This is a genomic window from Amycolatopsis sp. NPDC114503 (assembly GCF_055633655.1).
Genome location: NZ_JBVKDT010000001.1, coordinates 26,391 through 51,962, shown reverse-complemented (window position 1 = coordinate 51,962; position 25,572 = coordinate 26,391). Strand labels below are relative to the sequence as shown.

Sequence of the window (25,572 nt, the reverse complement as noted above, 5' to 3'; positions counted from 1 at the left end):
GAGGTTCCGTTGCGCACGCAGGTCGCCGTGATCGGTGCCGGCCCGGCCGGGCTGCTGCTGTCGTATTTGCTGCACCAGGCGGGCGTCGAGGCTGTCGTGCTCGAAGCGCGCGACCGCGAGTACGTGCGGCAACGGGTGCGCGCCGGGGTGTGCGAGCAGCCGACGGTCGATCTGCTTACCGAGATCGGCCTCGGCGGCCGGTTGGCGGCGGAAGGCTTGCCGCACGAGGGTTTCTCGCTTCGGTTCGACGGTGCCGATCACCGGATCGCGCTCACCGAGCTGACCGGCAAAGCGATCACGGTGTACGGGCAGCAGGAGATCGTGAAGGATCTCGTGGACGCGCACGAGGCCGCGGATCTTCCGCTGCACTTCGAGGTTTCGGAAGTTTCTCTGTCCTCATTGGACACTTCACGGCCCGTTGTGCGCTATCGGGATTCCGCTGGGGTTGTACAGACCCTGGAATGCGACGCCGTGGCAGGCTGCGACGGTTTCCACGGTGTCTCGCGTCCGTCCATTCCGGACGGTGTGCTGACCACGTTCGAACGCGAGTATCCCTTCGCCTGGCTGGGAGTGCTGGCGCAGACGCCGCCGTCGCACGAGGAGCTGATCTACACCCATCATCCGCGGGGATTTGCCTTGCACAGCATGCGTTCCCCGGACGTCACGCGGCTGTACCTGCAGGTCGATCCGGCGGAGAACCTGGCGAACTGGTCGGATGACCGGATCTGGACGGAACTGTCGGCGCGCCTTGCGGTCGACGGGGAGTTCACCCTGCAGGAGGGGCCGATCCTGGACAAGGGCATCACGCCGATGCGCAGCTTCGTGACCGAGCCGATGCGCCACGGCCGGTTGTTCCTGGCCGGGGACGCGGCGCACATCGTGCCGCCGACCGGGGCCAAGGGGATGAACCTGGCTGTCGCGGATGTCGTGGTGCTGTCCCGGGCTTTGGTCGCTTTGCTGCAAGGGGATTCGTCGCTAGCGGAGTCCTATTCGGACACTTGCCTGCGGAGAGTGTGGCGGGCGGAGCACTTCTCGTGGTTCATGACGACGATGCTGCACGTGGACCCGGGCGCGGACGCGTTCGCTCGACGGCTGCAGCTGTCGCAGCTGCGGTACACGGCTTCGTCGAGGGCGGCGGCGACGAGTTTGGCGGAGAACTACGTGGGGTTGCCGTTCGCTTGAGGGTGCCGGTGACTGTGAGCGGCCGGTGTCGGATCGAGGCGCCGACGGATAACAGCCGTCAGCATTCCGGCGGCGATGGCTGCGGAGCCGACACCGAACAGCGGTGCGAGCGACAACGGCAGCACGCCTACGGCAAGCGACCCAAGACCAAACCCGCACGCCTGCACGGTGAACGACAGCGAGAAACCAGCTGACCTGCGATTCTTCGGCAGCAGTCGCTGGAGGTTGACCGAGGTCGCGGCCACCAACGGCCCAGTGCATCCACCGATCAGCGTCAGCGAGCCCACCAAACCGGGCCAGGCAAGGTCTGCTGCGAGCGCGAGCCCGCCGGCCGCTAGGCCGGCGAGGAAGAGCCGCGGGTCGCCAGTCTTCCCTCGCCACGCGCAGAGCAGGCTGCCCGCGATGCTGGCCGCGCTCAGCACGGCGATCACCGCCGGCGCGGCCGTATCAGGCGCGCCAAGGCGATGGACCAGCGGCAACGGCGCGACCTCGATCGTGGACAGCAGCAGCCCGACGGTGAACGCGCAGCACAGCCACGGCAGGCAGACGGTCAGCGGTCGCGGCGGGACATCATCGGCGACCTCGGCCCGTGGGTGCACACCCACGCGGCGCGGGACCAGCATCGCAGCAAGCAGGCACGCGACGGTCATGGCGGCCAACGGCGGCAGCGGTCCGGCCAGTGCGAGCAGGGCAACCAACACCGGACCGCCGATCAGGACGCATTCGAGGACAACCGCGTCGAGCGACACGGCCCTCGGCAGCTGCTGGTCGTCGACCACGTCGGCCAGCAGAGTCCGAAAGCCGCCGGATGACGCACCCGCCGTGGCACCGGGCACCACGACGAGCCCGAGCAGCAGGGCATTCGGCGCATGCGCGGACGCGGCAACTGTGATCAGCGCAAATCCGGCTGCGGCCAGCAGTAGCAATCCGGTCAGGCCGCGGGACACGCCGACGCGGTCCAGCAACCGTGCGAGCGGCACCGCGCCGGCCATCTCCGCGACGACATAGACCGACATCAGAACGCCGCCGAGCCGGTACGACCCAGCGGTAGCCGTGGTCAGCAGAGTGAATGCGAGAGGTGCCATCGTCGCCGGGAGACGGGCGCACTGGGCTCCAGCCGACCAGTGCCAATACGCCCGATAAGTGAACACTGACATGCGAATACGCTCGCCGGATCCCGCAGTGCGGCATAGTGATTCGGGTGGGACCGAATGTTGTGGGTCGGCCGTGATCGAGCTGGTCATGACCGCGGCGGGCAGTCAGCGCGTCCGGTTCGCGATCTCGCCGCTGGAGGAAGTACTCGGTGCCGTGCAGACCCTGCTGGGCGTCCGCGGACATCCGGCACATCTGCCGTGGGTGTCCAGTGCACCCGCCCTCGACGACCTCGGCATCCCCGAGTTGGCGGCGGTGCTGAATGCGCGGCACTACATCACGGAGTTCTTGAGCCCGCCTCCTGACGGTCCGGAAACGACCGCGGAAATGCAACTGAACACCGTTCGTACCACGCCGCCCTCCCAAGTCGCATGGGAACTGGCGATGGTCGACGCCGACCTGAGCGCCCTGCCCGACGACCCGGCCACCGCACGGGATCTGCTCGCCGACCAGCTCGAGACCGTCTGGAACGCACTGCTCGCACCGGCCTGGCCCACGCTGCGCGAACTGCTCGCCGCCGACATCGCACACCGAACGCGGCTTCTCGGCGAGGGCGGGCTCACGAAGGCGCTGGCCGAACTGCATCCGGGCGTAAGGCTGGCCGGGACGTCGATCCTCGTCGACGTCCGATCCCGGGAACGGCTGGACATCGACGCGCGCGGATTGCTGCTCATCCCGGCTGTGTTCGCGTGGCCGAATGTCGGGGTGGTGACCGTGCCGCCGTGGCAGCCCGCCCTGCTGTATCCCGCCCGCGGCGTCGCGTCGCTGTGGGCCCAGCCGACGGAACCGCCGGAACCGCTGACTAATCTCCTCGGCCGAACACGCGCGCTCCTGCTCGCTTGCTTGGACCGGCCCTCGGCAACCGTCGACCTCGCCCAGCAGTTGCGCCTCGCACCGGCGACAGTGTCCGCACACCTGACCACCCTGCGCGCGGCCGGACTTCTGGCCAGCGACCGCAGCCGGCATCGCGTGCTTTACCGCCGCACGGCCCTTGGCGACGCGGTGCTCCAGGCCAAGCCACTCCAGTGAACGCACAGATCGCGCCCACATTCCACGCCGACCTGGTCAACCAAGGGTTGACGCCACCGGATCGTCAACCTACAGTTGACGACATGACCGACTCAGTGAAACTCGACGACCTCATCAGCGCCATCAAGGCCAACAACGACAAAGACGCTCTCGCCCAGCTCACCGACGCCGTGTACGTCGGCCAGCACCTCGGTGACGTTGCGGACCACCTGATCGGCCACTTCGTCGACCAGGCTCGGCGCAGCGGGGCTTCCTGGACCGACATCGGGGCCAGTATGGGCGTGTCCAAACAAGCCGCCCAGAAGAGATTCGTTCCGAAGAGCGACGATTCATCCGGCGGAATACAACGGATGTTCGGCCGCTACACCGACCGGGCAAGGCACGTCGTCGTCGCTGCTCAGCAGGCGGCCATCGACGGCAAGAGCCGCGAGATCGACACCGTGCACCTGCTGCTCGGCCTGCTCTCCGAACCCGACGCGCTGGCGGCGGGAGCGATTGTCGCGCAAGGGATCACTCTCGACGCCGTCAAGGAAGCCGCCAAGGCGAAGCTGCCGGAGCCGGTCGACGACGCGCCTGATCCGGTGCCGTTCGCTCCGGCGGGCAAGAAGACTCTCGAACTCACCCTGCGCGAGGGGCTGCGGCTCGGGCACAACTACATCGGTACCGAGCACATTCTCCTTGCCCTGCTGGAACAAGGCGAGGGCGCGGGCTACGAAGTCCTTGCCGCGCTGGGGGTCGACAAGGAACAGGCCGAAACGAAGATCAAGGAATTCCTCGCCGAAATCCTCAGCACGTTGCAGAAATGACAGTGAGAAGGGCCCTCCCGAAACCGGGAGAGCCCTTCCACCGCACCAAAAATCAGGCCTCGACCTCAGACTGATCCCCGGCCCACAGCGTGTGGAACGAGCCGGGACGGTCGACCCGCCGGTAGGTGTGCGCGCCGAAGAAATCGCGCTGTCCCTGCACCAGCGCGGCCGGCAACCGGTCCGCGCGCAAGCCGTCGTAGTACGCCAGTGCGGTCGAGAAGCCGGGCGTCGGGATGCCGAGGCGGACCGCCGTCGAGATCACCGAACGCCACGAGTCCTGCGCGTTTTCGACCGCTGCACGGAAGCCGCCGGACGTGAGCAGCGTCGGGAGGCCCGGCTCGGCGGCGTAGGCGGACGTGATGTCGTTCAGGAACTTCGCCCGGATGATGCAGCCGCCGCGCCAGATCGAGGCGACGCGGCCCAGGTCGATGTCCCAGCCGTACTCCGCGGCTCCGGCCTGGATCTGGTTGAAGCCCTGGGCGTACGCGACCACCTTCGACGCGTACAGCGCCTGCTCGACGTCGTCCGCGAAGGTCTCCAGCGCGGACCCACTGAGCGGCGCGCGCGTCGGTCCGCCCAGACCGCGCGCGGCCGAACGCAACCCCGTGGACCCGGACAGCGACCGAGCGAAGACCGCCTCCGCGATGCCGCTGATCGGCACGCCGAGGTCGAGCCCGATCTGCACGGTCCAGCGGCCGGTGCCCTTCTGCTCCGCGGCGTCCTCGACCACGTCCACGAACGGCTTGCCGGACGCGCCGTCGACGTGCTTGAGCACCTGCGCGGTGATCTCGATCAAGTACGAGTCGAGCCGCCCGGTGTTCCAGGTGCCGAAGACGTCGGCGATCTCCGCCGGGGAGTAGCCCGCCGCGCCGCGCAGCAGGTCGAACGACTCCGCGATCAGCTGCATGTCGGCGTACTCGATGCCGTTGTGCACCATTTTGACGAAATGCCCGGCACCGTCCGCGCCGACGTGCGTGCAGCACGGTTCGCCGTCGACCTTCGCCGAGATGTCCTCGAACAGCGGCCCGAGCGACTCGTAGGACTCCTTCGACCCGCCGGGCATGATGCTCGGCCCGTGCAGCGCGCCTTCCTCGCCGCCGGACACGCCGGTGCCGACGAAGTGCAGGCCGCGCTCGCGCAGCGCCTGCTCGCGGCGGCGGGTGTCCGCGAAGTGCGCGTTGCCCGCGTCCACGATCACGTCGCCGGGCTCCAGCAGCGGCGCGAACTCCTCGATGACGGCGTCGGTCGGGCCGCCCGCCTTCACCATGATCACGATCTGCCGCGGCCGCTCCAGCGCGTCGACGAACTCCTGCGCGGAGTACGCCGGGATGAAGTCGCCTTCGTCGCCGAACTGCTCGACGAGCGAGCGGGTGCGCTCCTCGGAGCGGTTGTGCAGGGCGACCGTGTGCCCGTGCCGGGCCAGGTTCCGCGCCAGGTTGCGGCCCATGACCGCGAGGCCGGTGACCCCGATGCTCGCCTTCTTGCTCATCCGAAACCTTTCCGAAAACCTCTGCCGGATTCCGAGCCTAACCACAAAACCGGTGCTCACGAGAAGCAGCGGATCGGGCCCCCGTTCCAGGCCAGCATGTCCTTCAGCGGAGCCACCAGATCGAGTGGCGCACCCCACCCTTCGCCGTCGAGTTCGGCGTACGCCCGGTGCAGGTTCCCGGCGAGGCGCTCCTGTTCGGTCAGCTCGGCGAACCGGCCGAGGTCGGTCGCCTTCGCCTGCTCCAGCGGCGTGCGCTCGGCCGCCTTGCCGGTTTCCGCCGCGCGCTGGACGAACTCCAGGTAGTCGTCGACCAAGTCCACTGTTTCGAGTCCGCACACCGGGCCGTGGCCGGGCAGGATGACGGCCGGGTCGAGTTCGCGGATGACGTTCAGCGCGGCCCGCCACCCGGCGACCGATCCCATCAACGCGAACGGGCTGCCGCCGTTGAACACCAGGTCGCCGGCGTAGAGCAGGCGTTGCTCGGGCAGCCAGACCAGGACGTCGTTGGTGGTGTGCGCGGCGTTCCCGGGGTGGATGAGGTCGATCCGGGTCTGTCCGGCGTAGATGGTGACGGTGTCGTCGAAGACCAGGTCGGGCACGCGCAGTTCGAGCTTGCCCCAATCGCTGTCGGTGAAGACGCCCTCGTACCGCTGGATCCCGTCGGCCAGCAGCGTCTCGCGGGTCTTGCGGTGGCCGACGACGGTGGCGCCGCCGACGAGGTAGTTGCCGTTGGTGTGGTCGCCGTGGTGATGGGTGTTGACGAGCGTCGTGACCGGGCCGACGGTGTCGCCGACGGCCGAAAGGAGGGCGCGCGTACGCCGTTCGGTCGCGCATGTGTCGATAAGCACAGCGTGCCCGTCGGCGTCTACGAAGCCGCAGTTGTTGATGAACCAGGAACCGTCGGGCTGGACGTAGCCGAATGCGCCGTCTGCCAGCTGTTTGACGCTCGCCGCGCCGGGGGATCGATCGATCACGACGACACTATGCCGCCCGGCGCGCCTGCATGGGGCGTCGGCGGCTCAGCTGTGCCCGGAAGTCTCCTCTTAGTCCGAATGGAGTAGCCGAGATGTCCGCGGCGCCCGGAATCCACTGCTCCGGCAGGGTGACATGCCGGGTGACTGGCGTTCTCGTGCATTTCCTGAAACGCTGCCGGGTGTCATCATCGAACTCCGTTGGGTCGCAGTGGCCTGGGTGGTTCGTAGTTCGCGGTCCGGCGGAAAGCCCGTCGGCAGTAGTGTTCAGGAGAGCAAGGGGAGATGGCGAGCACCGTCACCTCGCGCCGCAAGCAGCTCGGCAACGAGCTCCGGCATGCTCGAAACGCCGCGAAGATGACGCAGCAGCAAGTCGCCGAGGTACTCGGCTGCACCCAGGGCAAGGTCAACAAGATCGAGTCCGGTGCGGTGGGGGTCAAGCTCGGAGATGTGCGGACCATGCTGAACGCGTTCGGGATCAACGGCGAAGAGGCCGACACTCTGATGAACCTGGCCCGGGCCGCGGCCGGGCAGCGCGGCCATTGGTCGGGCTACCGGTCGGTGGTGCCGCACTGGTTCCGCACCTTCACCGACCTCGAGCCGGCCGCCGCGGAGATCCTCACCTGGCACGGCGAGCGCGTCCCGGGGCCGCTGCAGTCCGAGCACTACATGCTCAAGCAGTTCACCGAGGCGGGAGCCACCGACGTCACGTCGCTGGTGCGCAACCGGCTCGACCGCAAGGCGGTGTTCGACCAGCAGCAGCCGCCGTACTACCGGTTCATCATCAGCGAGGGCGCGCTGCGCCGCGCGCCCGGCGGGTTCGCGCCCGCGGTGATGCTGGACCAGGTGGAACACCTGCTCGCGCTCGACCGGCACCCGCGCGTGTACGTGCATGTGCTGCCGTTCGGCGCGAAACTCGCCGCGGTGCCCAACGACTTCACGATCATGCGGTTCCCGGACCGCACGCGCGACTTCGTCTACATCGAACACTCCGCGGGCGGGCTGTACCTCGACGACGTGAAGGACTTCAACATCTTCGTGGACTCGTGGGACCGGCTGCGCGGTGCGGCTTTGGAGCGGGGCGAGACGCGGCAGTTTCTCAAGGAGCTGGCGGAAAGCTACCGCTCGCAGATGATGTGACCAGTGCTTCGAGCACGGGCACGGTGGCTTCGGCGGCGGGCAGGTTGTTGATCTCCGCCTGCATCCGTTGCGCGGCTTCGCGATAGCTAGGGTCGCCGAGGATTTTCGCGGCGGCTTCGCGGATTTCGTCCGGAGTGGACGTTTCCGGATCGAGTGCGTGCCCGACGTTCAGCGCGACGCAGCGCCGGGCGTTGCCGGGCTGGTCGGCGCCCATCGGGAAAAGCAGCGAGGGCAGACCGTGCGAGAGCGCGCCGATGACGCTGCCGGACCCGGCGTGCGAGATCATCAAATCGAGGCGAGGCAACAGCTCGGCCTGCGGTACGAACCGTTCCACCCGGACGTGCGCCGGTTGCGGTCCGAACTCGGCGGGGTCGATCTGGGTGCCGACGGTGGCGGTCACGTCGGCGTCCAATTGGCCTAATCCGGCGAGAGTGCGCTCGATGAGGTCGCCGGACTCGAGGTTGAAGTTGGTGCCGAGAGTGAAGTACACGCGCGGTTTTTCGGCGGGCTGGCGGGGCGCGACCGGATCTCCTTGGCGGAACGAGAAAGTGCCCGGCGGCAGTGGCGAGCTGGGGTCGCGAAAGGACGGCGGGAGCGGCGAAAGCACCTGACCGCGGGTGAGCATTTCGAGCTCCGGGTCGGCCGGCAGACCGTGCGCGGCGCGGGCTTCGGCGAGCGGTTCGGCGAGGAGTTCCTTGCGCAGCAACGTTCCGGCGGCGAGCACCAGGACGGTGGCACACGGCAGCTCCAGGACCTCGGCGGCGATCGCGGCGGAGAAGTCCACTTCGTCCCGGACGATCAGGTCCGGCCGCCATTCCCGGGCGATCTCCAGGAGCACCGGCACGTGTTCCCGCGTCGCGCGCCTGCCGAACAGCTCCCGGATTTCCCAGTCGTCGCGCGCCGGATCGACCGGCGGCATCGGCTGTCGCGTCGCCTCGAGCTCGCGCGGTTCGTTGACCGCGAAGGTCGTGTATCCGGCTTTGGCGAGCGCTGGCACGTGCGAACCGCCGCCTGCGACAGCTACCGTATGGCCGCGCGCGAGGAGCGCTCGCGCGACCGGTGCCATCGGATCCCAGTGGCCGCGACCGCCGACGAACGAGAAAAGAATGCGCATCCCTCGCAACCTAGTGGCCCGGATGTACCCGAGTCGTGGCATTTTCGGGCGATTGCCGGGGGCGGCGGCGCGCGGCCGCGGCGAGTGGGCACACTGGTACCCGCACGGAAGGGGAAGCTGATGACTCAGGCACCGGATCCGGAAGCCCCGGAGGGCGTCGACCTCGATCGGCCGAACGCGGCGCGGATTTACGACTGGTTCCTCGGCGGCACCGCCAACTGGGCCATCGACCGCGAGTTCGGCGAACGGGCGGTCCAGACCTTTCCGATGATCAAGACCATCGCCAAGGCCGGTCGCGAGTTCCTCGGCCGCGGCGTGCGGTACATGGCCGAACAGGGCATCGACCAGTTCCTCGACATCGGCTCCGGCGTGCCCACGGTCGGCAACGTGCACGAGATCGCCACCTCGGTGAACCCGAACGCGCGCTGCGTCTACGTCGACAACGAACCGGTGGCCGTCGCGCATTCGCAGATTCTGCTGGAACGAGACGGCGTCGCCGACCGGCACGCGGTGCTTCAGGGCGATCTGCGCAACCCGGCCGACGTCTGGCCGCGCGCGCTCGACACCGGCGTACTCGACCCGAAGCGCCCGATCGGGCTGATCATGGTCGGCGTGCTGTACTTCGTCGGCCGCGACGAGCCGGCGCTGGAGATCGTGCGGAAGTACCTGTCGCTGCTGCCGTCCGGCTCGTACTTCCTGTCCTCGCACCTGACCGACGACGGCGTGCCGACGAACGACGGCGAACGCCGCGACGCGATCCACAAGCAGTACCAGAAGTCGAGCACGCCGTTCCACTACCGCTCGCGGGCGGAGTTCGGGGAGTTCTTCTCCGGGCTGGAACTGGTGGAGCCGGGCATTTCGTGGGTGTCGGACTGGCATCCGGAAGCGGGCGAATCGACTGCGAGCGACCGGATGGCGGACGATCCCTCCTTCAGCGGCGGGATTTGCGCGCTGGGCCGCAAGCCCTGACGGGCCGGAGCCGCCCGGCTCCGGCCCCGGGCCTCATCCGGCGAGCTGGGCTTGGAAGATCGCCCGGTTGAAGTAGGCGCGGGCTTCGCGGATCAGTCCGTCCTCGTCGAGGTCGTAGACATTGATGCCGGACCAGTTGACCGGGACCCCGTTGCCGGTGACAGCCGCGCCGCTCCAGGAAACCGCGACCGATCCGCCGACGGCGTGCGCCTCGCGCGGGGTGAGCCCGAGGAACGGGCTGAAGTTCGGCAGCACCGAAGCGATGAACTCGCGAATCGCGGCGCGGCCGACGATCGGCGGCTCGCCGACCGGGTCGTGGAAGACACCGTCGGCGGCGAACGCGCCGGCCCAGGCGTCGGCGTCGCCGGATTGGGACGCGGTGAAGAACTGCGTGACAGCGGGCGGCATTGCGAGCATTGAACATTCTCCTTGGTATTGAAGGGTTTTCAGGCGAAAGAGCGGTCGTAGCGGCGAGCGGCGGGCAGGACCGCGAGGCCGGCCACGGCGAGGATCCCTTGCAGTGCGCAGACTCCAAGCCAGCCGAACGCGCCGTAGCACACCGCGGCCAGTGCCGCGCAGAGCGCGCCGCTGAGGAAAACCGCGACCATGTAAACGGTGTTGGCGCGGCTGCGTGCCTCGGGAAGCCGGGCGAAAACGCGGGCTTGGTTGGCGATCTGGCTCCATTGCACGGCGATGTTGACGGCGATGATCGCCGCCACCAGGAACGCGAGCCAGACCTGGCCGAGCGCGTAGGCGCCCGCTGAGCCCAACGTCAGCACCAGTGCCGCGGTGACGATCGGCAAGGCGCCGCGCCGGTCGATGTACCGGCCCGCCCACGGTGCGGCGAACGCGCCCGCCAATCCCAGCAGGCCGAACAATCCGGCGGTCGCGGTGCTGAAGCGGTACGGGTCATGGGTGAGCACCAGGACCAGCGAGGTCCAGGTGGCGTTGTAGGCGCCGAACAGGCAGGCGTGCAGCAGGCAGGACTGGCGCAGCACGGGTTCGCTGCGCAGCAATCGAGGCAGCGACGCCAGCAACTGCCCGTATCCGATGGTGTTCGCCCGGACTGGTTCGCGGGGCACCAGTGCGACGGTCGCCAGTCCGGACGCCGCGGTCAGAACGGCCGCGAGCAGATACACCGACCGCCAGCCGACCGCCTCGCCGACCGCGCCGCCGATCACCCGTGAGCCGATGATCCCGGTCATCAATCCGATTTGGACTCCGGCGACCACCGAAGCCCGCTTCTCCGGCGGTGCCAGCTCCGCGGCCAGCGGCACCAGTACCTGCGGGATCACCGTGAAGCCGCCGACGAGCGCCGCGGCCGCCGCCACCATCGACAGATTCGGCGCGACCGCCGCGAGCAGCAGCGCGACGACCGTCGCGGCGAGCAGCGCGGTCAACAACGGACGCCGTCGGCGCACGTCGCCGAGCGGGACCAGGAACAGGATCCCCGCCGCGTAACCGAACTGCGCGCACGTCACCACCAGCCCGGCCGAGGACGCCGCGCCGCCGAACTCGCTCGCGAACAACGTGAGCAGCGGCTGCGCCAGGTACACATTCGCGACGGTCGCCCCGCTGCACACCGCCATCGCCCCGAACAGCAGCGGCCGGGCCAGGGGCGGGCTTTCCGCCGTAGTCATCTCTGCCCTCCAAATCGATCGAACTAGTTAGTTCGGATAGTAGGAGGCGGTGATCGCGAGTGTCAAACGAACTGGTTCGTTACCCTGGACGCATGGCATACGACTCCGCCGCGACCAAGGACCGCATCCTCGCCGCCGCGTCGGCCGAATTCGCCGCGTACGGGGTGGCCGGCGCCAGGGTCGACCGCATCGCGGCGTCCGCCGAAGCCAACAAGCGGGCGATCTACGACTACTTCGGCGACAAGAAGGCGTTGTTCGCGGCTGTGCTGGAGCGGCTGATGACTGAGCTGGCCGAGGCTGTGCCGCCCGCGGCCGACGCGGACCTCGGTGCGTACGCGGGAGCCTTGTTCGAGTATCACCGAGCCCATCCCGCGGCGCTTCGGCTGCTGCTGTGGGAAGCGCTGGAGATGGGCGACGAGCCGGTGCCCGAGGAAGCGGCCCGGGCCCGGCATTACTCGGACAAGGTCGCGGCCGCGGAAACCGCGCTCGCGGGCGGCGGCGAGGACCCGAAGGCGTTGCTGTTCTTCACGATGGGGTTGGTCGGCTGGAGCCTGTCGATGCCGCAGCTGCGCCGCATGGTGCTGGGAGAGGATTACTCGCTGGACCGGCTGGGCGCTCAGGTTTCGGCGGCGGTTCGGACGATGGCTGAGGAGCGGCTCGAGCGGCCCGCGTCGGACTGACCGGAGCTTGGTTCAGACCTGAATGCGGTGGTCTAGACCGCGCGCGATGGTCTCAACCATCTGCCGGATGCCGCGGTCGAGGTTCCCCGGACACGAAAACGCTCCCCGGGCAAGGCGTTCCGGGGAGCGTGGACGATGCGGACGGCGGCGGCTCAGCCGAGTCCGTGGAGAATCGGTACTCGTGTCTCGCGACGGTGGCGGGTGGCGTGGACGGTGTCCGCTTGGCGCGGAGCGGGTACTTCGATTTCGGTGTCCACAACCATCGGGCTGCGCAGCGGGGCCTGGATCAGGCTGAACCCGAACCGGTTGCGCAATTCGTGATTGATCCCACGCCGGCCGCGAGTGTGTTCGTCCTCACGGCGGAAAAGCGTGGTAAGCCGGACGGCCATGGGATCACACCCCCAGTTCGGATAACGGGAACCGGCGCGGGTCGGCGCCGGCCGGATCGGGGTAATACGAGCTCGACGGGTCAACGCCGGGCACCAGGGAAACCGCCTCGTTGCGGCATCTCCGCAGGGTCGTCGCGGCACCTGGACCAGCGCCGATTCCGGAGAGGCGGGCGGATCGGCTCCTGGCCGGGCCGAACGGGTCGGCTCGCATCCGCACTCCTCCCGATATCTCGCAGCTGTTCCGCTGCCCGGGCCGGGTGCCCGGGCGGGTGCTGCCGGTGTTGGGCTGAATGTCGCAAGCCATTCACCCACCACTGACGCCCCGATCGCTGCGATTAATCCTACTCCTGGAATAATCTTCATGTCGAGATCGGGTCGAGTTGATCACCCGCTTGGCCCTGCGGTTTGCTCCGTAGTGACGCAAAGAAGCCGGGGACGTGCACCAGACCGCACGCCCTGCACAAGGCTCGGAGGTGGACGACCCATGGCGGATTATCCGTCGCCCCAGGATTACGACCCGGACACGGCAGAGTCGCTGTTCGCGGCCGCGGCCTGGGCGAAGTCGTTCGCGAGCGAGCCCAACGGCGGAAACTGCGTCGAGGTCAACCTCTCCCGTCCCGGCCTGATCGGCGTGCGCGACACGAAGCTCGCGGCGAGCCCGGTGCTGGTCTTCGACCGCGGCGAGTGGGACGCCTTCCTCGTCGCGGTCAAGGCTGGCCAGTTCGACCTGCCGCCGAGCGAGTAGTCCACCACGGCAAGGTCTCAACGGAGGGCGATTCGCAAACAGTCACTCGATCGGGTGGAGTGCGGATTGGCTCTGGTCACCGTGGGTGCCGGTGGCGGTGGGCTGAATGTCGGCTTGGCGAGGATCGCCGGTTGAGTAGGTTGAGCGGCCCGACCCCACGGAGCGCGCCATGACCTCACTCCACTACCTCTCCGCCGTCGAGGCGTTGCGGCTCTTTCGGGTCCGCGAGCTGTCACCCGTGGAGCTGATGCGCGCGGTCGTGGACCGGGCCGAGCGGGTCGAGCCGGACGTCAACGCGTTCGCCGAGCAGATGTTCGAGCAGGCGCTGCAGGCGGCGGCTGTCGCGGAGAAGCAGTACGCGCCCGGTGGTCAGCCGAGACCGCTCGAAGGACTGCCAATCGCGGCGAAAGAAGAACAGCCGCTGGCTGGGCGTCCAGTCACCGACGGAACCCTCCTGCGTCCGCCTCAACTGGCGCGGGAGACCGCGATCGGGCTCGGCCGGATCCAGGTGGCCGGCGGGATTCTGCACGCTCGCACGACGACGTCCGAGTTTTGCTGCATGCCGCTGTCGCACACACGGCGCTGGGGAATCACGCGCAATCCGTGGAACCTCCAGACCGCGGCGGGCGGCTCGTCCGGCGGCTCGGGTGCGGCGCTGGCGGCGGGGACGGCCTTCCTCGCCACTGGGTCGGACATCGGCGGGTCGCTTCGCGCGCCCGCGTCCTTCACCGGCGTCGTGGGGTTCAAACCGCCGCACGGGCGTAATCCGGTCCTGCCGCCAGCGGGGTTGGATACCTACTACCACCACGGCCCGATGGCCCGGACTGTCGCCGATTGCGCACTCCTGCAGAACGTCATGTCCGGCGAGGATCCGCGTGACCCGCATTCGCGGCTTCCGCCGGTTTCTGTGGAGCCAGGGGACGTGCGCGGGCTCCGCGTCGCGTGTTGCCCGGTGCCTGGAGACTTCCCGGTGGACGTCGAGGTCGCCGCCAACACCCGTGCGGCCGGGCAGGCGCTGGCGTCCGCCGGTGCGGTGGTGACCGAGATCGAGATCGACTGGACGCTCGACATGGTCAAGCAGTCCCTGTGGGCGCATTTCGGGACCGGGCTGGCCGCCGAGGTCCTGGAACTGGACCGGCGGAACCCGGACGTGATCACCCCGTACTGCCAGGCTTTCGCGCGGAAGGGCGTCGAGAACATTGTGGACGCTGAAACCGGCCACGCGGTCGAAGCGGCGATCCGCGAACGCCTCGACGCCGTGTTTGACCGGTTCGACGCGCTTGTCGTGCCGACCCTCGGTGCGACCGAGTTTGCCGCTGGCGAGGATTACCTTTCTGCGCAGGTGATGGTCAACGGTGTTGCGCTGGAACACTTTTCGGATGCTTCGCTCACTCCGGCGTTCAACGTCTGCAGCGCACATCCGGTGCTCGCCGTGCCGTCCGGTTGGGCTGGAAACGGCGTGCCGACCGGCGTCCAGGTCGTCGCGGGCAAGTACGCCGACGGCGTGGCGTTCCGCGTCGGCGCGGCGATCGAGCAGACCGTGGGCGCGGGGTTCGCGCGGATTCCGTTAACTGGCCAGGAATTCCCGCAGATGTGTCACGACCTGTGAGGGTTGTTCCTCGGGGAGGAAGTGTCCGCAGTCTTCGAGGCCGACGCCGGTCACGTGGTCCGCGTAGTCGCGCCAGATGTCGAGCGTGGGCAGGCTGCCGAGCAGGCCGGCCTTGCCCCACATCGCCAGTACCGGCTGGGTGAGGCGTTTCCCGGCGGCGTAGTCGGCGTCGTCCAGTTCGGCGTCGTCCGGGAAAGAGGCGCGGTAGTCGTCGAAACCGGCTCGGAGCGCGCCGGGTGCTTCAAAGGCGCGCACGTACTCGGCGACGTCCTCGGCGGGCAGCCCGTGCCGTTGGAAGGTCCAGCGCTCGAAGAAATACCCGAGGTAGGCGGCGATGTTCTGCCCGGCCAGCAGCTCCGGCAGGTCTGGCTGGAGATGGAAAAGCCAGTGCCAGTAAGCCTTCCCGAGGTCGCGGTCGAGGCGACGCCACATCTCCCTCGTCGGCGCGATGTCCAGTACGGCCAATCGTTCGACCTGGTCCGGGCGGTCGAGTGCCCATCGATGCGCGACTCGTCCGCCGCGATCGTGCCCGGCCACCGCGACGCGGTCGAACCCGAGCTGCTCGGCCAGCTTGGCGACGTCAGCGGCCATCGTGCGCTTGTCGTAGCCGGTGCGCGGTTTGTCGGTGCGCCCGTATCCGCGCAGGTCGGGGGCGATCACGGTGTGCGTCTCGGTTAACGGCCCGGCGACGCGGTGCCAGCAGTGCGAGGTCTGCGGCCAGCCGTGCAGGAGGAACAGCGGCGGACCGTCGCCGCCGCGGAGGTAGTGCATGCGCAGGTCGTCTACTTGGGCCATGGCTGCTTCTAACCGGCTCATAGGGTTAGACGGTAGCGCGGGTTCTCACCGGTTTCAATGGTTAGAATGAGCGGCATGGATTGGGTGTTCGACGCCGGGCGTCCGTGTCTGCACCTGGTGAACACGCTGCGCTCCCGGCATCTCCCGGAGGGCATCGAGCTGCTCACCGACCCGGACGCGCTCGCGGAATGGCTTGAGCTGGCGGGGTTCGGCCGTCTGCCGGTGGCTGCTGCCCAGCTGGCGTCGGCAAAGGACCTCCGCGAGGCAGTGAACCGACTGCTGACCGCCAAGCCGCTGGTCGCCGATGTCCGGCTGGTCAACGACGCACTCGCCGCCGCGCCGAAACCAGACCGGCTGCTGGTGAAGGACGGGGTGCTGCAGCGGGAAGTGCCCGCTCCGGCGGATCCGGTGGCCACGGCCTTCGCGGTGCTGGCCGCGGACGCAGTCGATCTCGCTACCGGCGCGGAGGACATCCGGATCTGTTCGGCGGACGACTGTGGCCTGCGGTTTGTCGACACGTCGCCGCGCCGGACCCGGCAGTGGTGCTCGATGTCCCGCTGCGGCAACCGGGCGAAGGCCCGGGCGCATTACGAACGCACGAAAAACCGGTAAGCCCACGGGTGCGCGCGAAGCCAGACGTTCAGCTTGCCGACTCCTCGCACGGGCGCGGCGGGAACGGGGCTTTCCCCAAGTCGCAGTCGCTGTGGACAACCCGGCCGAAGTAGGCGGGGTTGTCGGCGCGGGCGGATATACTGGACAAGGGCCGTCCCCCGGAGGAGGGCGGGGGCTGCGCTGGCGGGCCGAAGGGGAACGTCCGGCGTGCGGACAAGGAACATCTGTGCGGTCGAGTATCCTTTTTTGGAGCTTCGACCACCGGCGGTCCGGCATGCGGGCGAACGGTTTCCCCACGGTGTCGATGGTTTCGAACAGCGTGCTGATCGTCTCGTTAGGACAGAACCCGGCGACCATCTCCCGGTAGTACCGCTCGAATTCCGGCCAGGTCGGCGGCAGATCCCGCTCGCGCACGCCGAGGATCCGGCCGATGCCGCACATCTTCGCGTAGTACTCGTCAAGCTCCGAAGTGGACATTGGGCGGCCGAAGAACCGTTGCGCGTCAACGGGAGCCATCACCAGCGTCGCGTGCACCCACGCGTACGCACCGGGGTCGAGCGCGCTGTAGCGGCGGCCGTCGGCGGTTCCGGTGAACGTGCGGTGGAGTTTCCGCAGCCGTTCGGCTTCGAACTGTGCACCCCTTGTCCCGCCGTGCACATAGATCGACAACGAAGCGACGGTGCGCATCAAGCGGGACCACGGATCCTCGCGGTAGTCCGAATGATCGCGCACTCCGGCCGCCACGACCGGATGCGCGACCTGCAGCACGAGCACCTGTCCCGCGAGCAGCGCATCGCGGAAGTCGCCGAAATAGCGCCAAGCAGTGCCGCGGACGACCGGCGGGGCCACGTCAGCCCCGGGCGCCATGCAGCAGCATCATCAACGGCTCGGCGGCCGGAACGTCCGTGCCAGTGGCGAGCCGGCGCAACTGCAGCCCGGCGATCAGCGCGACCACCGGCCCGGCCACTCGTTCCGGATCCGGCAGGCCGAGCGCGGTGAGGATCGTGACGGCCAATTCGTCATACGCGGCAAAGCATTTCGCCGAAGCTTCGTGCAGCCCGGGGTCCCGCGCGGCTTGCAGGTACAGCTCATGCGGCGCGAGTTCGTCCGTGCCGAACGGGAGCTGCTTGATCACGTGCTCCACGACGGTCGCCGCTTGTTCGAGGCTCAGCCCTTGTTCCCGGTACACCTCGACAATTCCTGCCAGCTTCGCCGTTTCCTCCTCGGCGAACAGCAGCATCGCCTCGCGCAGCAGCTCGGTCTGGCTGGGGAAGTGATACGTCAGCGTGCCGAGCGAAACCCCGGCCGCGGCGACGATGCGCCGGTTGGTGAGCCCGCCGACGCCCTGCTCGCCGACCACCTTGAGGGTGGCGCGGAGGATCGCGTCGCGGGTGCTCACCACCCCGGCCCGGGACGTCGGTCCGGCCATCGCAGCACCTCTTCCAGTTGCGCGGCAACGGAAATCAGCCGCTCCTCGGAATGCGAGGGGCCGAGCAGCTGGGCGCCGAGCGGCAACCCGTCCGCGGTCAGTCCGGCAGGCACGTTCACCCCGGGCCAGCCCAGCACGTTCCACGGCCAAGCGTACGGGCACGCGGCGATCATCGACTGATCGGTCTGCCAGCCGGAAAGCCCGTCGAAGGACCCGATCGCGGGCGGCGGGGTGGCGGTGGTCGGCGTGAGCAGGACGTCGATGTCGCCGAACATCCCGCCGATCCGGCGGCGCAGCACGGGTTCGAGCGCGCGGGCGAGCTTCAGCGCGGGCCCGGCGAGCAGGCCGCCTTGCTGGGCGTTGCTGCGCGTGCGCGGGTCCAGCGCGGACGGCTCCGGCACGCGCCGGGCCCAATCGCGCACGCCGGTGAGCGACCGCGGCAGGAAGGTGAGGCCGATCAGCCCGTACCCGGGTTCGACCGGCACGATCTCGTGCCCCAGTCCGGCGAGCGTTTCGGCGGTCTGCCGCACCGCCGCTTCGACCACCGGGTCGAGCCTGGTTTTGGTGGCGGTGAAGGGAATCCGGGTGGAGAGGCCGATTCTCAGCCGTCCGGGTTCGCGGCGCGCGGCGGTCTGGAACGACGTGCCGGTGCCCGCCGTGACGTCGAGCAGCGCGGCCGCGTCGGCGACCGTCCGGGCGAGCGGGCCGAGGACGGTGAGGCCGTGGAACAGTTCGCCGTCGGTCGGGATCCGGCCGCGCTGGGTTTTGATTCCGACGAGCCCGGTCCACGCCGCCGGGATGCGCACCGAACCCGCTCCGTCCGATCCGAGCGCGGCGGCCACGATCCCGGCCGCCACCGCCGCGGCCGATCCGCCGGACGACCCGCCCGGCGTGTGCTCGGGCTGCCACGGATTGCGCGTCGCGCCGAACGCGGGCCCCTCGGTGAACGGCCATTGGCCCAGCTCAGGCGTGTTGGTCTTGCCGATGATGACCGCGCCGGCCTGCTTGAGCTTCGCTACCGCCGGCGCGTCTGAGGTGGCCGCCGGGAAGTCGCCGGGACATCCGAACGCGGTGGGCAGGCCGGTGAGGTCGACGTCGTCCTTGATCGCCACCGGGGCCCCGAGCAACGGCGCGCGAGCACCGTCGGCGCGGCGCTGATCAGCTTCGGCGGCCTCGGCGAGTGCGGCTTCGTCACGGAGGACGCGGAACGCGTTGAGCACCGGCTGGCTCGCGTGCGCCCGCTTAAGCGCGAGTTCGGTGAGCTGCACGGCCGTGACCTCGCCCGCATCGAGGGCGGCGGCCTGGTCGGCAAGGGTCGTGAACTCTGTCGTCGCGGAAGACATCAGCGGCTCCCCCTTCTCTCGTTCGCTCGAACGAACGTATCACGAAGGCGGGCGGGAGGCGCCCCTGTCGGCGACGAGGCGGGGGGATTGTTGGCTGCTCGTTTCCTGCCGCCGTCAGGCACGCCGACAGCCTGCGTGAGCAGCTGCACGCCGCCTTCTGGCAGAGTCGAAGGGTCGAAATCGAGTGGCCAGCGAAGGCCGCAGACCCGGCCACCGCCCGCGGAAGCCACCTAAACTGCACGTCATCAGCCCGGCCAGCGCACGGAGGATCGATGACGTTCGACTTCGCCCGGTTCCCCGCTTTCGACGGCTTTCCGCGCGCTGGTCTGCACCACGGACCGACCCCGCTGGTCCCGGCGCCGCGGCTTGGCGAAGCGCTCGGCATCCCACGGCTGCTGCTCAAGCGCGACGACGTCCACCCGCTCGGCGTCGGCGGCAACAAGCTGCGCAAACTCGACTTCCACCTCGGTGCGGCACTCGCCGAGGGAGCCGACACCGTGCTCACCTTCGGCGCGCTGCAGACCAATCACGGCCGCCAGACCGCCGCAGCATGCGCCCGGCTTGGCTTGCGCTGCGAGCTGGTGCTGACCGCCGAGGTGCCGCGCTCCGGCGACGCGTACGAACGGTCCGGCAACGTCCCGCTCGACCACCTCTTCGGCGCGCGAGTGCACGTCTGCGCGTCGGACGCGGAAGCGACAGCGACGTACGAACGGCTGCTCGCCGAAGCGGCGGACGAGGGCCGGAAAGTGAGGTCGGTCCCCGTCGGTGGGTCCGACCCACTTGGTGTGCTCGGCTATGTGGATGCCGCCCGGGAGCTGGCTGCCCAGTTGACGGAGCTGGGCCTGGACCACGCCCGGATCGTCGGACCGCACGCCAGCGGGGCCACCGCGGCGGGGCTCGCGCTCGGCACGGAACTCCTCGGTTCGCTGGACCTGGACATCGCCTGCGTCAGCCATCCGCTCGGCGAGGCTGTGGACAACTTGGCCCACCTCACCGCCGGGGCCGCGCAGTTGCTTGGGTTCGACCCACCGAAGCTGGAGCACGTGTGGCTGAACGACACGACGATCGGCGAGGGGTACGGCATTCCGGCGTCGGGGACCTGGGAAGCGATCCGGTTGTTCGGCCGCACCGAGGGTGTGGTGCTCGACCCGGTCTACACCGGAAAAGCCGCCGCCGCCCTGGTGGAATGGGCGGCGGCGGGGCGGTATTCGCCCGAGGAGACCGTCGTGTTCGTGCACACCGGAGGTCTTCCCGGCTTGTTCGGTTACGCGCCCGAATTCATGGCCGAGGCGCGGAAGTGACGAGCACCGCGGCGCGAGCGGTTTCGGTTCGCACGGCGATGCGGAGCAAGACCAGCAGCAGAGCGACGTTCGCGAGCAGCGTGAGCCGCTGCGTCGCGCCCACCGGCAGCACCTCGGTGAGCACGTGGAACGGCTTCACCCCGGCTTCGTCGAGACGGACGAACAGGAAACTCAGCGCGAACAGCCCGACCGTGGCGAGCCCGAATTTCAGCCAGCGCACCACGAACACGCGCTCCGCCGTGCCCCGCAACGGCTCCAGCATGGTGATCGCCGCGCCGGGCAGGCTCGCGAACGCGACCAGGCACGAGTACAGGTGGATGTCGCCGCTGAGCGGATTCGGGCTCGGCGGGTAGCTGGCCGGGAAAACCGCGGCGACCGCCAGCCCGAGCGCCCACAGCATGAGCAAAGCCTTGGTGCTGAACGTCATCGGCACTCCGCCGGCGATCAGCGCGCCGAGCACCGCGAGCGATCCGACGGCCACCGACAGCACGCTCGCCCCGAGCATGCCTTCCCCTCGGTCGGTGATCGTGTAGCTCGAAAGCGTGTCGTAGATCGGATCGTGCGAGCTGATGATGTGCAGCACGGTGATCGTGAACAGCCCCCAGGCGATCGCCGCGAGTGCGGTCAGGCGCCATCCCCGGACGCCTCGTGAGTTCCCCATGTAGCCAGATTGGCGGCTCGGCGGCGTTTCGTGATCAGGGAAAACCCCTGATTAAGCCCCTACCCCGCGAAGTCGGCCAGTACGAGAACCTGGTCGTCGTGGCGTTTGGCCCGCGGCCAGCGGACCGCGTGCGGGTCGTCGTTTTCCGCGGCGCGTACCGCGTCGAGCACTGCCTCGGGGCCCTTGTTTTTGGCTAGCTGCAGGACTTCCGGCCAGGTGAAGAGGCCGTATTCGTCCACTCCGATCGCGACGCCGTCGGTGGCGATGAGGACCGCGTCGAGGTCTTCGCGGGGCCAGCTGCGCTGGACTGCTTTGCCTGCCGCGGCGGGGTCGGCTTCGGCTACCCAGAAGCCGTCCTCGGCGTTGCGGCGGCGGCGGACGTCGGCGCTGGTTTGGAGTAGGCCGTTGTTGCGCAGGGAGATCAGGCGGTCGTCAGAGACTACGTCGGTGCCGAACTGTCCAAAAGCGACAACTGGGCTGTCGGCCAGGACTAGGGCTTCTACTTCGGAGGCTGTCCAGCGGAGGACCGAGACGGTGCTGGAGGGGGCGTGGCCTGGGTGTAGGTCGTGGGTTTTGGCTACCTCGGTGATGGCGGTGGCCAGGGCGGTGGGTAGGGGGTGGTGGGGGTGGGTGGTGAGTTCCTGGGCTAGTTGGTCGCGGAGAAGGTGGGCGTACCAGCCGCCTGGGGGGAGGTCGGGGCTGGGGGAGGTGGCGCCGTCCAGGACCAGGATGGAGTGGGGGAGGAGGGCGATGTGGTCTTCGGTGGGGCGGGGGTGGCCGTCGGAACCGACCCCGGCTCGCTCGGCGGTCGAGATCTCGGGCACGGGGTCGACTGTAGCTCTCGTGGGGGTGCGGGGGCGGCTCGTCGCCTGGCGGCGACATTGCCGTGGATTCGGCTGGGGCACCCCGAAGCCCGATTGTGATGACGGTCTGGGGGTGCTTGTCAAGGCGGGAAAGATGCCTTGACAAGCACCCCCAGACCGCATTTTGGCTTCGTATCGGGGTGCGGGGGTGGTGTGGGTGCGCTGGTGGGTTGGGTGCGCGAGCTGCGGTTGGGTAGGCGGGTCGCGGGGCTTGGGTGCGTTGGTGGGTTTGTGTGCGCGGGCTGCGGTTGGGGGGTGGGGGCGCGCGGCTTGGGCGGTTGGTTGTGGGGGGTCGCGATGCGGAGGTTCGCGGTGGGGCGTGAACCCGGCGGGAGGCGGGGAGTGCGGGGAGCCCTGGGGGAATCAGGGGCTGTGAAGGTGGCCCTCACGGCTGGATGTCAACGGAGGTTGACAGAGCGCTTGCGTCAACCTAGATTGACATCATGACGGAAGCGACGGATCTGGCCGCTCGCGCCGGTGACCGGGATCCCCGGGTGGGGCTTCGGGCGGTGGCGGCGTTGAGGCGGTTGCTGGAGCAGTTGGAGGCGGTGCAGGTGCGCAGCGCGCGCATGCACGGCTGGTCTTGGCAGGACATCGCGGCCGAGTTGGGGGTCAGCCGGCAGGCCGTACACAAGAAGTACGGGAGGCATTGATGTTCGAGAAGTTCACCCATGACGCCCGGAGAGCGGTCGTCGAGGCGCAGGCGGCGGCGCATGAGGCAGGGGCGCACGAGATTTCCGCGCAGGCCGTATTCGCTGGGTTGGCGCGGGTTGAGGGCGGCGAGGCGGTGCGGCTGCTGCGGGTTCTCGGGGTGTCTCGCGACGACGTCTTCGCTGAGCTTGCCCGGGTGCGCCGACGTGGCGGGATCAGCGACGCCGATGCCGAGGCGCTTACCGAGTTCGGCATCGACGTCGATCAGATTGTCGAGCGGGTCGAGCAGACGCACGGGCCGGGTGCGCTCGCCGACACTGGGCGGCGCTCCCGGCGCAATCACCTGCCGTTCACGTCGGAGGCGAAGAACGCGCTGCAGATGAGCGTGCGGGAGGCGCATGATCTCGGCGACAAGCATCTCGGGCAGGAGCATCTGCTGCTCGCGCTCGTCAAGCAGCGCGGTCCGGTCGCCGATTTTCTTGCGGCGCGCGGCATCGACTACCCGGCGGTCCGCCAGGCCGTCGGCGATCGCTAATGCTGTTCTCGCTCGTCCGGCCCGGTGCGCCAAGTGACCAGGGGGAGCAGGGCCTGGGTCAGCGGGCCGATGCTGAGGGCGTACAGCACGGTTCCGACGCCGACCGAGCCGCCCAGCAGCCAGCCCGCGGCCAGGACGAGTACCTCGATGCCGGTCCGAACCAAGCGCACCGACCAGCCGGTTCGGGCGTGCAGGCCGGTCATCAGGCCGTCTCGCGGCCCGGGGCCGAGGCGGGTGCCGACGTACACCGCGGTCGCGACGGCGTTCAGGACTATGCCGCCGATCAGCATCAGGATCTGCCAGACGAGCACGTGCTGGTCCGGCAGTACGGCGCGCACCGCGTCGACGGCCACCGCGATCACCGCGATGTTCGCGACGGTGCCGATGCCCGGCCGCTGCCGTAGCGGGATCCACAGCAGCAGCACGAACACCGCCACGACCGCGCTGATCGTGCCGAACGTCAGGCCGGTGAGCCTGGTCAGGCCGTCGTTCAGCACGTCCCACGGGTCGAGGCCGAGGCGGGCCCGGGTGAGCATGGCCATGCTCGCGCCGTAGAGCGCGAGGCCGGCGAACAACTGGGCGCCCCGGCGCGCGGGGGATCGGCGGATGCTGAGCGGACTGAGGTCGATAGTTGCCACTTCTCCACTATTGGCGACCACTGGCCTGATAAGCCATGGCCAATACGCGACAATTGGCCTTATGGAACCTCTAGGCGGACGCATCTCGGGGCGGCGATTGGCCACATTGCTGGGGGAATGGCGGCAGCGTGGCTCCCGGCAGGGTGCGTCCGACCTCGCGGCGGCGGTCGAGTTGCACGTGCTCGACGGGCAGTTGCCGATCGGCACCCGGCTGCCCGCCGAGCGCGAACTCGCCGACGCGCTCGGCGTCAGCCGCACGCTCATTGGCGCGGCGCTCGACCGGCTCCGCGCGGACGGTCTCGTCGCCAGCCGTCGCGGGGCCGGGTCGTGGGTGGCCGGTGTCGGAAACCGCGACGAGGCCGAGGCGGTCCGCGACGACCTCCTCGACCTCGCGCGGGCCGCGCCGCCTGCCGTGCCTGGGCTGATGGCCGCGTTCGACACCGCGCGGCGCGACCTCGTCGAGTACGTCGGCGGCAACGGTTACCTCACCGGTGGCCTTCCGCGGCTGCGCGAGCGGATTGCCGAGCGCTACACCGCACGAGGGCTGCCGACCTCGCCGGACCAGGTGCTGGTGACGTCCGGCGCCTACTCCGCATTCGTGCTGTGCCTGCGGATGCTGACCGGGCCGGGCGACCGTGTCCTGCTCGAACAACCGACGTATCCCAACGCGATCGACGCCGTCCGCGCGACGCACGCGTTGCCGGTGCCGGTCGCGCTCGATCCGGTGCACGGCTGGGATTTGCCCGGGATCGAGGCCGCGCTCCGGCAGGCCGCGCCCCGGTTCGGCTACCTCGTGGTGGACTTCCAGAATCCGACCGGACTGCGCCTCGACGCGGCCGGGCGCGAACGGCTCGGCGGGCTGCTCGCCCGGTCGCGGACGCCGGTCGTGGTCGACGAATCGTTGGTGGAACTGGATTACGAGGGCGATCCGGTGGACGGCCCGCCGCCGCTGGCCGCGTTCGGCGGGGAGTTGGTGCTGAGCGTCGGATCGGCGGCGAAATCGCAGTGGGGCGGGTTGCGGCTGGGCTGGATCCGGGCGTCGACGGATCTGCTGGACCGGTTGCAGTCCTCGCGGTTCGCGGTCGACCTCGGCGCTCCGGTGTTCGATCAGCTGGTGCTGGCGGCACTGCTGGAACCGGAGGGCTACGAGGTGCTTGCCCGGCGGCGGACGGAATTCCGGGAGCAGCGGGACATCACGGTCGCGGCGCTGCGCAAGTACTGTCCAGAGTGGACATTCCAGGTGCCGTCCGGCGGATTGTCGGTGTGGTGCCGGTTGCCGGAACCGATGAGCACGCGGCTGGCGGTGTCGGCGGCGAATCGCGGGGTGCAGCTCGCGCCAGGGTCGAGGTTCGGGGTGCACGGCGGATTGGAACGCTGGCTGCGGCTGCCGTTCGGACTGCCGCGCGAGCAGTTGCCGGAGGCGGTGCGGCGGGTCAGCGCGGCGGCGGCCTCGGTGCGCGGGTGCGCGGACGTGCCCGCGGAACGGATTCCGGTGACGTAGCGCGGTTTTCTCCCGAAAAATGAACAGCCGGTGCACCGGATGGGATCCAGCCACTCCAGGGAGGGTGACGGTCACCTGTCCGGCGCACCGGCCGATCGTCCGAGGCGCTTCCCGGCACAGCCCCTCGAAGTGCCGGGAAGCGCCCTCGGTTCAGGCGGGCTTCGGTTGGCGCAGGCCCTCGCTCGGCGCGGTGAGCGAAAGCCTCCGGAGCACGCCCGTGGTGGGTCCCGGGGGAGAGGGGGGAGGGGGGTGAGGGGAAAAGGGAGAACACACGACAGGGGCGGGCGATCGGTCGGGAGGAGGGGGTACATTTTCGCACCCTCTTTTA

Annotated in this window: 26 protein-coding genes and 1 pseudogene; 13 read left to right on the top strand and 14 right to left on the bottom strand. The window is 69.2% G+C overall.

All coding sequences use genetic code 11. The features are described 5' to 3' along the window. Positions 1-9: 9 nt before the first annotated feature. On the top strand, positions 10-1,182 hold the full coding sequence (locus tag ACZ7OI_RS00290; protein WP_470262083.1) for a 4-hydroxybenzoate 3-monooxygenase: 1,173 nt from the start codon (positions 10-12) through the stop codon (positions 1,180-1,182). Here the strand turns inward: ACZ7OI_RS00290 and ACZ7OI_RS00285 are convergent. Further along, entirely contained in the window at positions 1,158-2,339 is a 1,182-nt protein-coding gene (locus ACZ7OI_RS00285; RefSeq protein ID WP_470263407.1) for an MFS transporter, read from the bottom strand. The genes ACZ7OI_RS00290 and ACZ7OI_RS00285 overlap by 25 nt on opposite strands. A gap of 70 nt (positions 2,340-2,409) precedes the next feature. Here ACZ7OI_RS00285 and ACZ7OI_RS00280 point away from each other — a divergent pair, with 70 nt between their 5' ends. Continuing rightward, a complete protein-coding gene (locus ACZ7OI_RS00280; RefSeq protein WP_470262082.1) occupies positions 2,410-3,363 on the top strand; it encodes an ArsR/SmtB family transcription factor in 954 nt (317 codons plus the stop codon). An 83-nt stretch (positions 3,364-3,446) separates the two neighbouring features. Then, the gene (locus ACZ7OI_RS00275) at positions 3,447-4,169 is read left to right on the top strand and encodes a Clp protease N-terminal domain-containing protein (RefSeq protein ID WP_470262081.1); all 723 of its coding nucleotides are present in this window, start codon (positions 3,447-3,449) and stop codon (positions 4,167-4,169) included. Between the two features lie 52 nt (positions 4,170-4,221). Here ACZ7OI_RS00275 and gndA read toward each other — a convergent pair whose 3' ends face one another. Continuing rightward, on the bottom strand, positions 4,222-5,658 hold the full coding sequence (gndA, locus tag ACZ7OI_RS00270) for an NADP-dependent phosphogluconate dehydrogenase (protein WP_470262080.1): 1,437 nt from the start codon (positions 5,656-5,658) through the stop codon (positions 4,222-4,224). A gap of 56 nt (positions 5,659-5,714) precedes the next feature. Next, the gene (locus tag ACZ7OI_RS00265; protein WP_470262079.1) at positions 5,715-6,632 is read right to left on the bottom strand and encodes an MBL fold metallo-hydrolase; all 918 of its coding nucleotides are present in this window, start codon (positions 6,630-6,632) and stop codon (positions 5,715-5,717) included. 282 nt (positions 6,633-6,914) lie between these two features. Between ACZ7OI_RS00265 and ACZ7OI_RS00260 the strand changes: the two genes are divergently transcribed. Next, on the top strand, positions 6,915-7,769 hold the full coding sequence (locus ACZ7OI_RS00260) for a helix-turn-helix domain-containing protein (protein WP_093571970.1): 855 nt from the start codon (positions 6,915-6,917) through the stop codon (positions 7,767-7,769). On the opposite strand, the gene ACZ7OI_RS00255 is transcribed toward ACZ7OI_RS00260, so the two are convergent. Further along, positions 7,729-8,883, bottom strand: coding sequence for a glycosyltransferase (locus tag ACZ7OI_RS00255; protein ID WP_470262078.1), 1,155 nt, complete (start codon positions 8,881-8,883; stop codon positions 7,729-7,731). The two genes, ACZ7OI_RS00260 and ACZ7OI_RS00255, sit on opposite strands and share 41 nt — an antisense overlap. Before the next feature lie 120 nt (positions 8,884-9,003). On the opposite strand from ACZ7OI_RS00255, the gene ACZ7OI_RS00250 reads away from it, so the two are divergent. After that, positions 9,004-9,852 (top strand): SAM-dependent methyltransferase, encoded by an 849-nt coding sequence (locus ACZ7OI_RS00250; RefSeq protein WP_470262077.1) that lies wholly within the window; start codon positions 9,004-9,006, stop codon positions 9,850-9,852. A gap of 33 nt (positions 9,853-9,885) precedes the next feature. Here the strand turns inward: ACZ7OI_RS00250 and ACZ7OI_RS00245 are convergent, their stop codons facing one another. Together ACZ7OI_RS00245 and ACZ7OI_RS00240 are read right to left on the bottom strand one after the other, a co-directional pair. Further along, on the bottom strand, positions 9,886-10,269 hold the full coding sequence (locus tag ACZ7OI_RS00245) for a nuclear transport factor 2 family protein (RefSeq protein ID WP_470262076.1): 384 nt from the start codon (positions 10,267-10,269) through the stop codon (positions 9,886-9,888). Between the two features lie 29 nt (positions 10,270-10,298). Beyond that, the gene (locus ACZ7OI_RS00240; RefSeq protein WP_470262075.1) at positions 10,299-11,492 is read right to left on the bottom strand and encodes an MFS transporter; all 1,194 of its coding nucleotides are present in this window, start codon (positions 11,490-11,492) and stop codon (positions 10,299-10,301) included. A gap of 92 nt (positions 11,493-11,584) precedes the next feature. On the opposite strand from ACZ7OI_RS00240, the gene ACZ7OI_RS00235 reads away from it, so the two are divergent. Beyond that, positions 11,585-12,172 (top strand): TetR/AcrR family transcriptional regulator, encoded by a 588-nt coding sequence (locus ACZ7OI_RS00235; RefSeq protein WP_470262074.1) that lies wholly within the window; start codon positions 11,585-11,587, stop codon positions 12,170-12,172. A gap of 152 nt (positions 12,173-12,324) precedes the next feature. Here ACZ7OI_RS00235 and ACZ7OI_RS00230 read toward each other — a convergent pair whose 3' ends face one another. Next, a complete protein-coding gene (locus ACZ7OI_RS00230; RefSeq protein WP_344288058.1) occupies positions 12,325-12,561 on the bottom strand; it encodes a hypothetical protein in 237 nt (78 codons plus the stop codon). A 484-nt stretch (positions 12,562-13,045) separates the two neighbouring features. On the opposite strand from ACZ7OI_RS00230, the gene ACZ7OI_RS00225 reads away from it, so the two are divergent. Further along, positions 13,046-13,306, top strand: a complete 261-nt coding sequence (locus ACZ7OI_RS00225; protein ID WP_037712143.1) for a DUF397 domain-containing protein — start codon at positions 13,046-13,048, stop codon at positions 13,304-13,306. 169 nt (positions 13,307-13,475) lie between these two features. Beyond that, positions 13,476-14,915 (top strand): amidase, encoded by a 1,440-nt coding sequence (locus ACZ7OI_RS00220; RefSeq protein ID WP_470262073.1) that lies wholly within the window; start codon positions 13,476-13,478, stop codon positions 14,913-14,915. On the opposite strand, the gene ACZ7OI_RS00215 is transcribed toward ACZ7OI_RS00220, so the two are convergent. After that, the gene (locus ACZ7OI_RS00215) at positions 14,874-15,710 is read right to left on the bottom strand and encodes an alpha/beta fold hydrolase (RefSeq protein WP_470262072.1); all 837 of its coding nucleotides are present in this window, start codon (positions 15,708-15,710) and stop codon (positions 14,874-14,876) included. The two genes, ACZ7OI_RS00220 and ACZ7OI_RS00215, sit on opposite strands and share 42 nt — an antisense overlap. Before the next feature lie 75 nt (positions 15,711-15,785). On the opposite strand from ACZ7OI_RS00215, the gene ACZ7OI_RS00210 reads away from it, so the two are divergent. After that, positions 15,786-16,322, top strand: coding sequence for a CGNR zinc finger domain-containing protein (locus tag ACZ7OI_RS00210; RefSeq protein WP_470263406.1), 537 nt, complete (start codon positions 15,786-15,788; stop codon positions 16,320-16,322). Here the strand turns inward: ACZ7OI_RS00210 and ACZ7OI_RS00205 are convergent. The 3 genes and pseudogenes from ACZ7OI_RS00205 to ACZ7OI_RS00195 form a co-directional block, all read right to left on the bottom strand. Further along, positions 16,298-17,171, bottom strand: a pseudogene (locus ACZ7OI_RS00205) (oxygenase MpaB family protein). The gene ACZ7OI_RS00210 and the pseudogene ACZ7OI_RS00205 sit on opposite strands and share 25 nt — an antisense overlap. Position 17,172: 1 nt before the next feature. Then, a complete protein-coding gene (locus ACZ7OI_RS00200; RefSeq protein WP_470262071.1) occupies positions 17,173-17,751 on the bottom strand; it encodes a TetR/AcrR family transcriptional regulator in 579 nt (192 codons plus the stop codon). Continuing rightward, positions 17,718-19,094, bottom strand: a complete 1,377-nt coding sequence (locus ACZ7OI_RS00195) for an amidase (RefSeq protein WP_470262070.1) — start codon at positions 19,092-19,094, stop codon at positions 17,718-17,720. Before ACZ7OI_RS00195 ends, ACZ7OI_RS00200 begins: the two co-directional genes overlap by 34 nt. 272 nt (positions 19,095-19,366) lie before the next feature. Between ACZ7OI_RS00195 and ACZ7OI_RS00190 the strand changes: the two genes are divergently transcribed. After that, positions 19,367-20,395 (top strand): D-cysteine desulfhydrase family protein, encoded by a 1,029-nt coding sequence (locus ACZ7OI_RS00190; RefSeq protein WP_470262069.1) that lies wholly within the window; start codon positions 19,367-19,369, stop codon positions 20,393-20,395. On the opposite strand, the gene ACZ7OI_RS00185 is transcribed toward ACZ7OI_RS00190, so the two are convergent. Next, on the bottom strand, positions 20,373-21,056 hold the full coding sequence (locus tag ACZ7OI_RS00185; protein WP_470262068.1) for a DUF998 domain-containing protein: 684 nt from the start codon (positions 21,054-21,056) through the stop codon (positions 20,373-20,375). The two genes, ACZ7OI_RS00190 and ACZ7OI_RS00185, sit on opposite strands and share 23 nt — an antisense overlap. A gap of 59 nt (positions 21,057-21,115) precedes the next feature. After that, positions 21,116-21,880 (bottom strand): hypothetical protein, encoded by a 765-nt coding sequence (locus ACZ7OI_RS00180; protein ID WP_470262067.1) that lies wholly within the window; start codon positions 21,878-21,880, stop codon positions 21,116-21,118. Between the two features lie 482 nt (positions 21,881-22,362). Here ACZ7OI_RS00180 and ACZ7OI_RS00175 point away from each other — a divergent pair, with 482 nt between their 5' ends. Next, on the top strand, positions 22,363-22,572 hold the full coding sequence (locus tag ACZ7OI_RS00175; protein WP_009071860.1) for a hypothetical protein: 210 nt from the start codon (positions 22,363-22,365) through the stop codon (positions 22,570-22,572). Continuing rightward, the gene (locus ACZ7OI_RS00170; protein ID WP_470262066.1) at positions 22,572-23,105 is read left to right on the top strand and encodes a Clp protease N-terminal domain-containing protein; all 534 of its coding nucleotides are present in this window, start codon (positions 22,572-22,574) and stop codon (positions 23,103-23,105) included. The genes ACZ7OI_RS00175 and ACZ7OI_RS00170 overlap by 1 nt, the downstream gene beginning before the upstream one ends. Here ACZ7OI_RS00170 and yczE read toward each other — a convergent pair. After that, positions 23,102-23,743 carry a membrane protein YczE gene (yczE, locus tag ACZ7OI_RS00165; protein ID WP_470262065.1) on the bottom strand — a complete coding sequence of 214 codons (642 nt, stop codon included), beginning with the start codon at positions 23,741-23,743 and terminating at the stop codon, positions 23,102-23,104. The genes ACZ7OI_RS00170 and yczE overlap by 4 nt on opposite strands. 61 nt (positions 23,744-23,804) lie before the next feature. Here yczE and yczR point away from each other — a divergent pair, with 61 nt between their 5' ends. Beyond that, on the top strand, positions 23,805-25,244 hold the full coding sequence (gene yczR, locus ACZ7OI_RS00160; protein ID WP_470262064.1) for a MocR-like transcription factor YczR: 1,440 nt from the start codon (positions 23,805-23,807) through the stop codon (positions 25,242-25,244). The last annotated feature ends 328 nt before the right edge of the window (positions 25,245-25,572 follow it).

Bases quoted from the DNA above. Each gene is read 5' to 3' on its own strand.
- ACZ7OI_RS00285 (WP_470263407.1), bottom strand. From the start codon at position 2,339: ATGTCAGTGTTCACTTATCGGGCGTATTGGCACTGGTCGGCTGGAGCC.
- ACZ7OI_RS00275 (WP_470262081.1), top strand. From the start codon at position 3,447: ATGACCGACTCAGTGAAACTCGACGACCTCATCAGCGCCATCAAGGCC.
- gndA (WP_470262080.1), bottom strand. From the start codon at position 5,658: ATGAGCAAGAAGGCGAGCATCGGGGTCACCGGCCTCGCGGTCATGGGC.
- ACZ7OI_RS00260 (WP_093571970.1), top strand. From the start codon at position 6,915: ATGGCGAGCACCGTCACCTCGCGCCGCAAGCAGCTCGGCAACGAGCTC.
- ACZ7OI_RS00255 (WP_470262078.1), bottom strand. From the start codon at position 8,883: ATGCGCATTCTTTTCTCGTTCGTCGGCGGTCGCGGCCACTGGGATCCG.
- ACZ7OI_RS00250 (WP_470262077.1), top strand. From the start codon at position 9,004: ATGACTCAGGCACCGGATCCGGAAGCCCCGGAGGGCGTCGACCTCGAT.
- ACZ7OI_RS00245 (WP_470262076.1), bottom strand. From the start codon at position 10,269: ATGCTCGCAATGCCGCCCGCTGTCACGCAGTTCTTCACCGCGTCCCAA.
- ACZ7OI_RS00240 (WP_470262075.1), bottom strand. From the start codon at position 11,492: ATGACTACGGCGGAAAGCCCGCCCCTGGCCCGGCCGCTGCTGTTCGGG.
- ACZ7OI_RS00235 (WP_470262074.1), top strand. From the start codon at position 11,585: ATGGCATACGACTCCGCCGCGACCAAGGACCGCATCCTCGCCGCCGCG.
- ACZ7OI_RS00230 (WP_344288058.1), bottom strand. From the start codon at position 12,561: ATGGCCGTCCGGCTTACCACGCTTTTCCGCCGTGAGGACGAACACACT.
- ACZ7OI_RS00225 (WP_037712143.1), top strand. From the start codon at position 13,046: ATGGCGGATTATCCGTCGCCCCAGGATTACGACCCGGACACGGCAGAG.
- ACZ7OI_RS00220 (WP_470262073.1), top strand. From the start codon at position 13,476: ATGACCTCACTCCACTACCTCTCCGCCGTCGAGGCGTTGCGGCTCTTT.
- ACZ7OI_RS00215 (WP_470262072.1), bottom strand. From the start codon at position 15,710: ATGGCCCAAGTAGACGACCTGCGCATGCACTACCTCCGCGGCGGCGAC.
- ACZ7OI_RS00210 (WP_470263406.1), top strand. From the start codon at position 15,786: ATGGATTGGGTGTTCGACGCCGGGCGTCCGTGTCTGCACCTGGTGAAC.
- ACZ7OI_RS00200 (WP_470262071.1), bottom strand. From the start codon at position 17,751: ATGGCCGGACCGACGTCCCGGGCCGGGGTGGTGAGCACCCGCGACGCG.
- ACZ7OI_RS00195 (WP_470262070.1), bottom strand. From the start codon at position 19,094: ATGTCTTCCGCGACGACAGAGTTCACGACCCTTGCCGACCAGGCCGCC.
- ACZ7OI_RS00190 (WP_470262069.1), top strand. From the start codon at position 19,367: ATGACGTTCGACTTCGCCCGGTTCCCCGCTTTCGACGGCTTTCCGCGC.
- ACZ7OI_RS00185 (WP_470262068.1), bottom strand. From the start codon at position 21,056: ATGGGGAACTCACGAGGCGTCCGGGGATGGCGCCTGACCGCACTCGCG.
- ACZ7OI_RS00175 (WP_009071860.1), top strand. From the start codon at position 22,363: ATGACGGAAGCGACGGATCTGGCCGCTCGCGCCGGTGACCGGGATCCC.
- ACZ7OI_RS00170 (WP_470262066.1), top strand. From the start codon at position 22,572: ATGTTCGAGAAGTTCACCCATGACGCCCGGAGAGCGGTCGTCGAGGCG.
- yczR (WP_470262064.1), top strand. From the start codon at position 23,805: ATGGAACCTCTAGGCGGACGCATCTCGGGGCGGCGATTGGCCACATTG.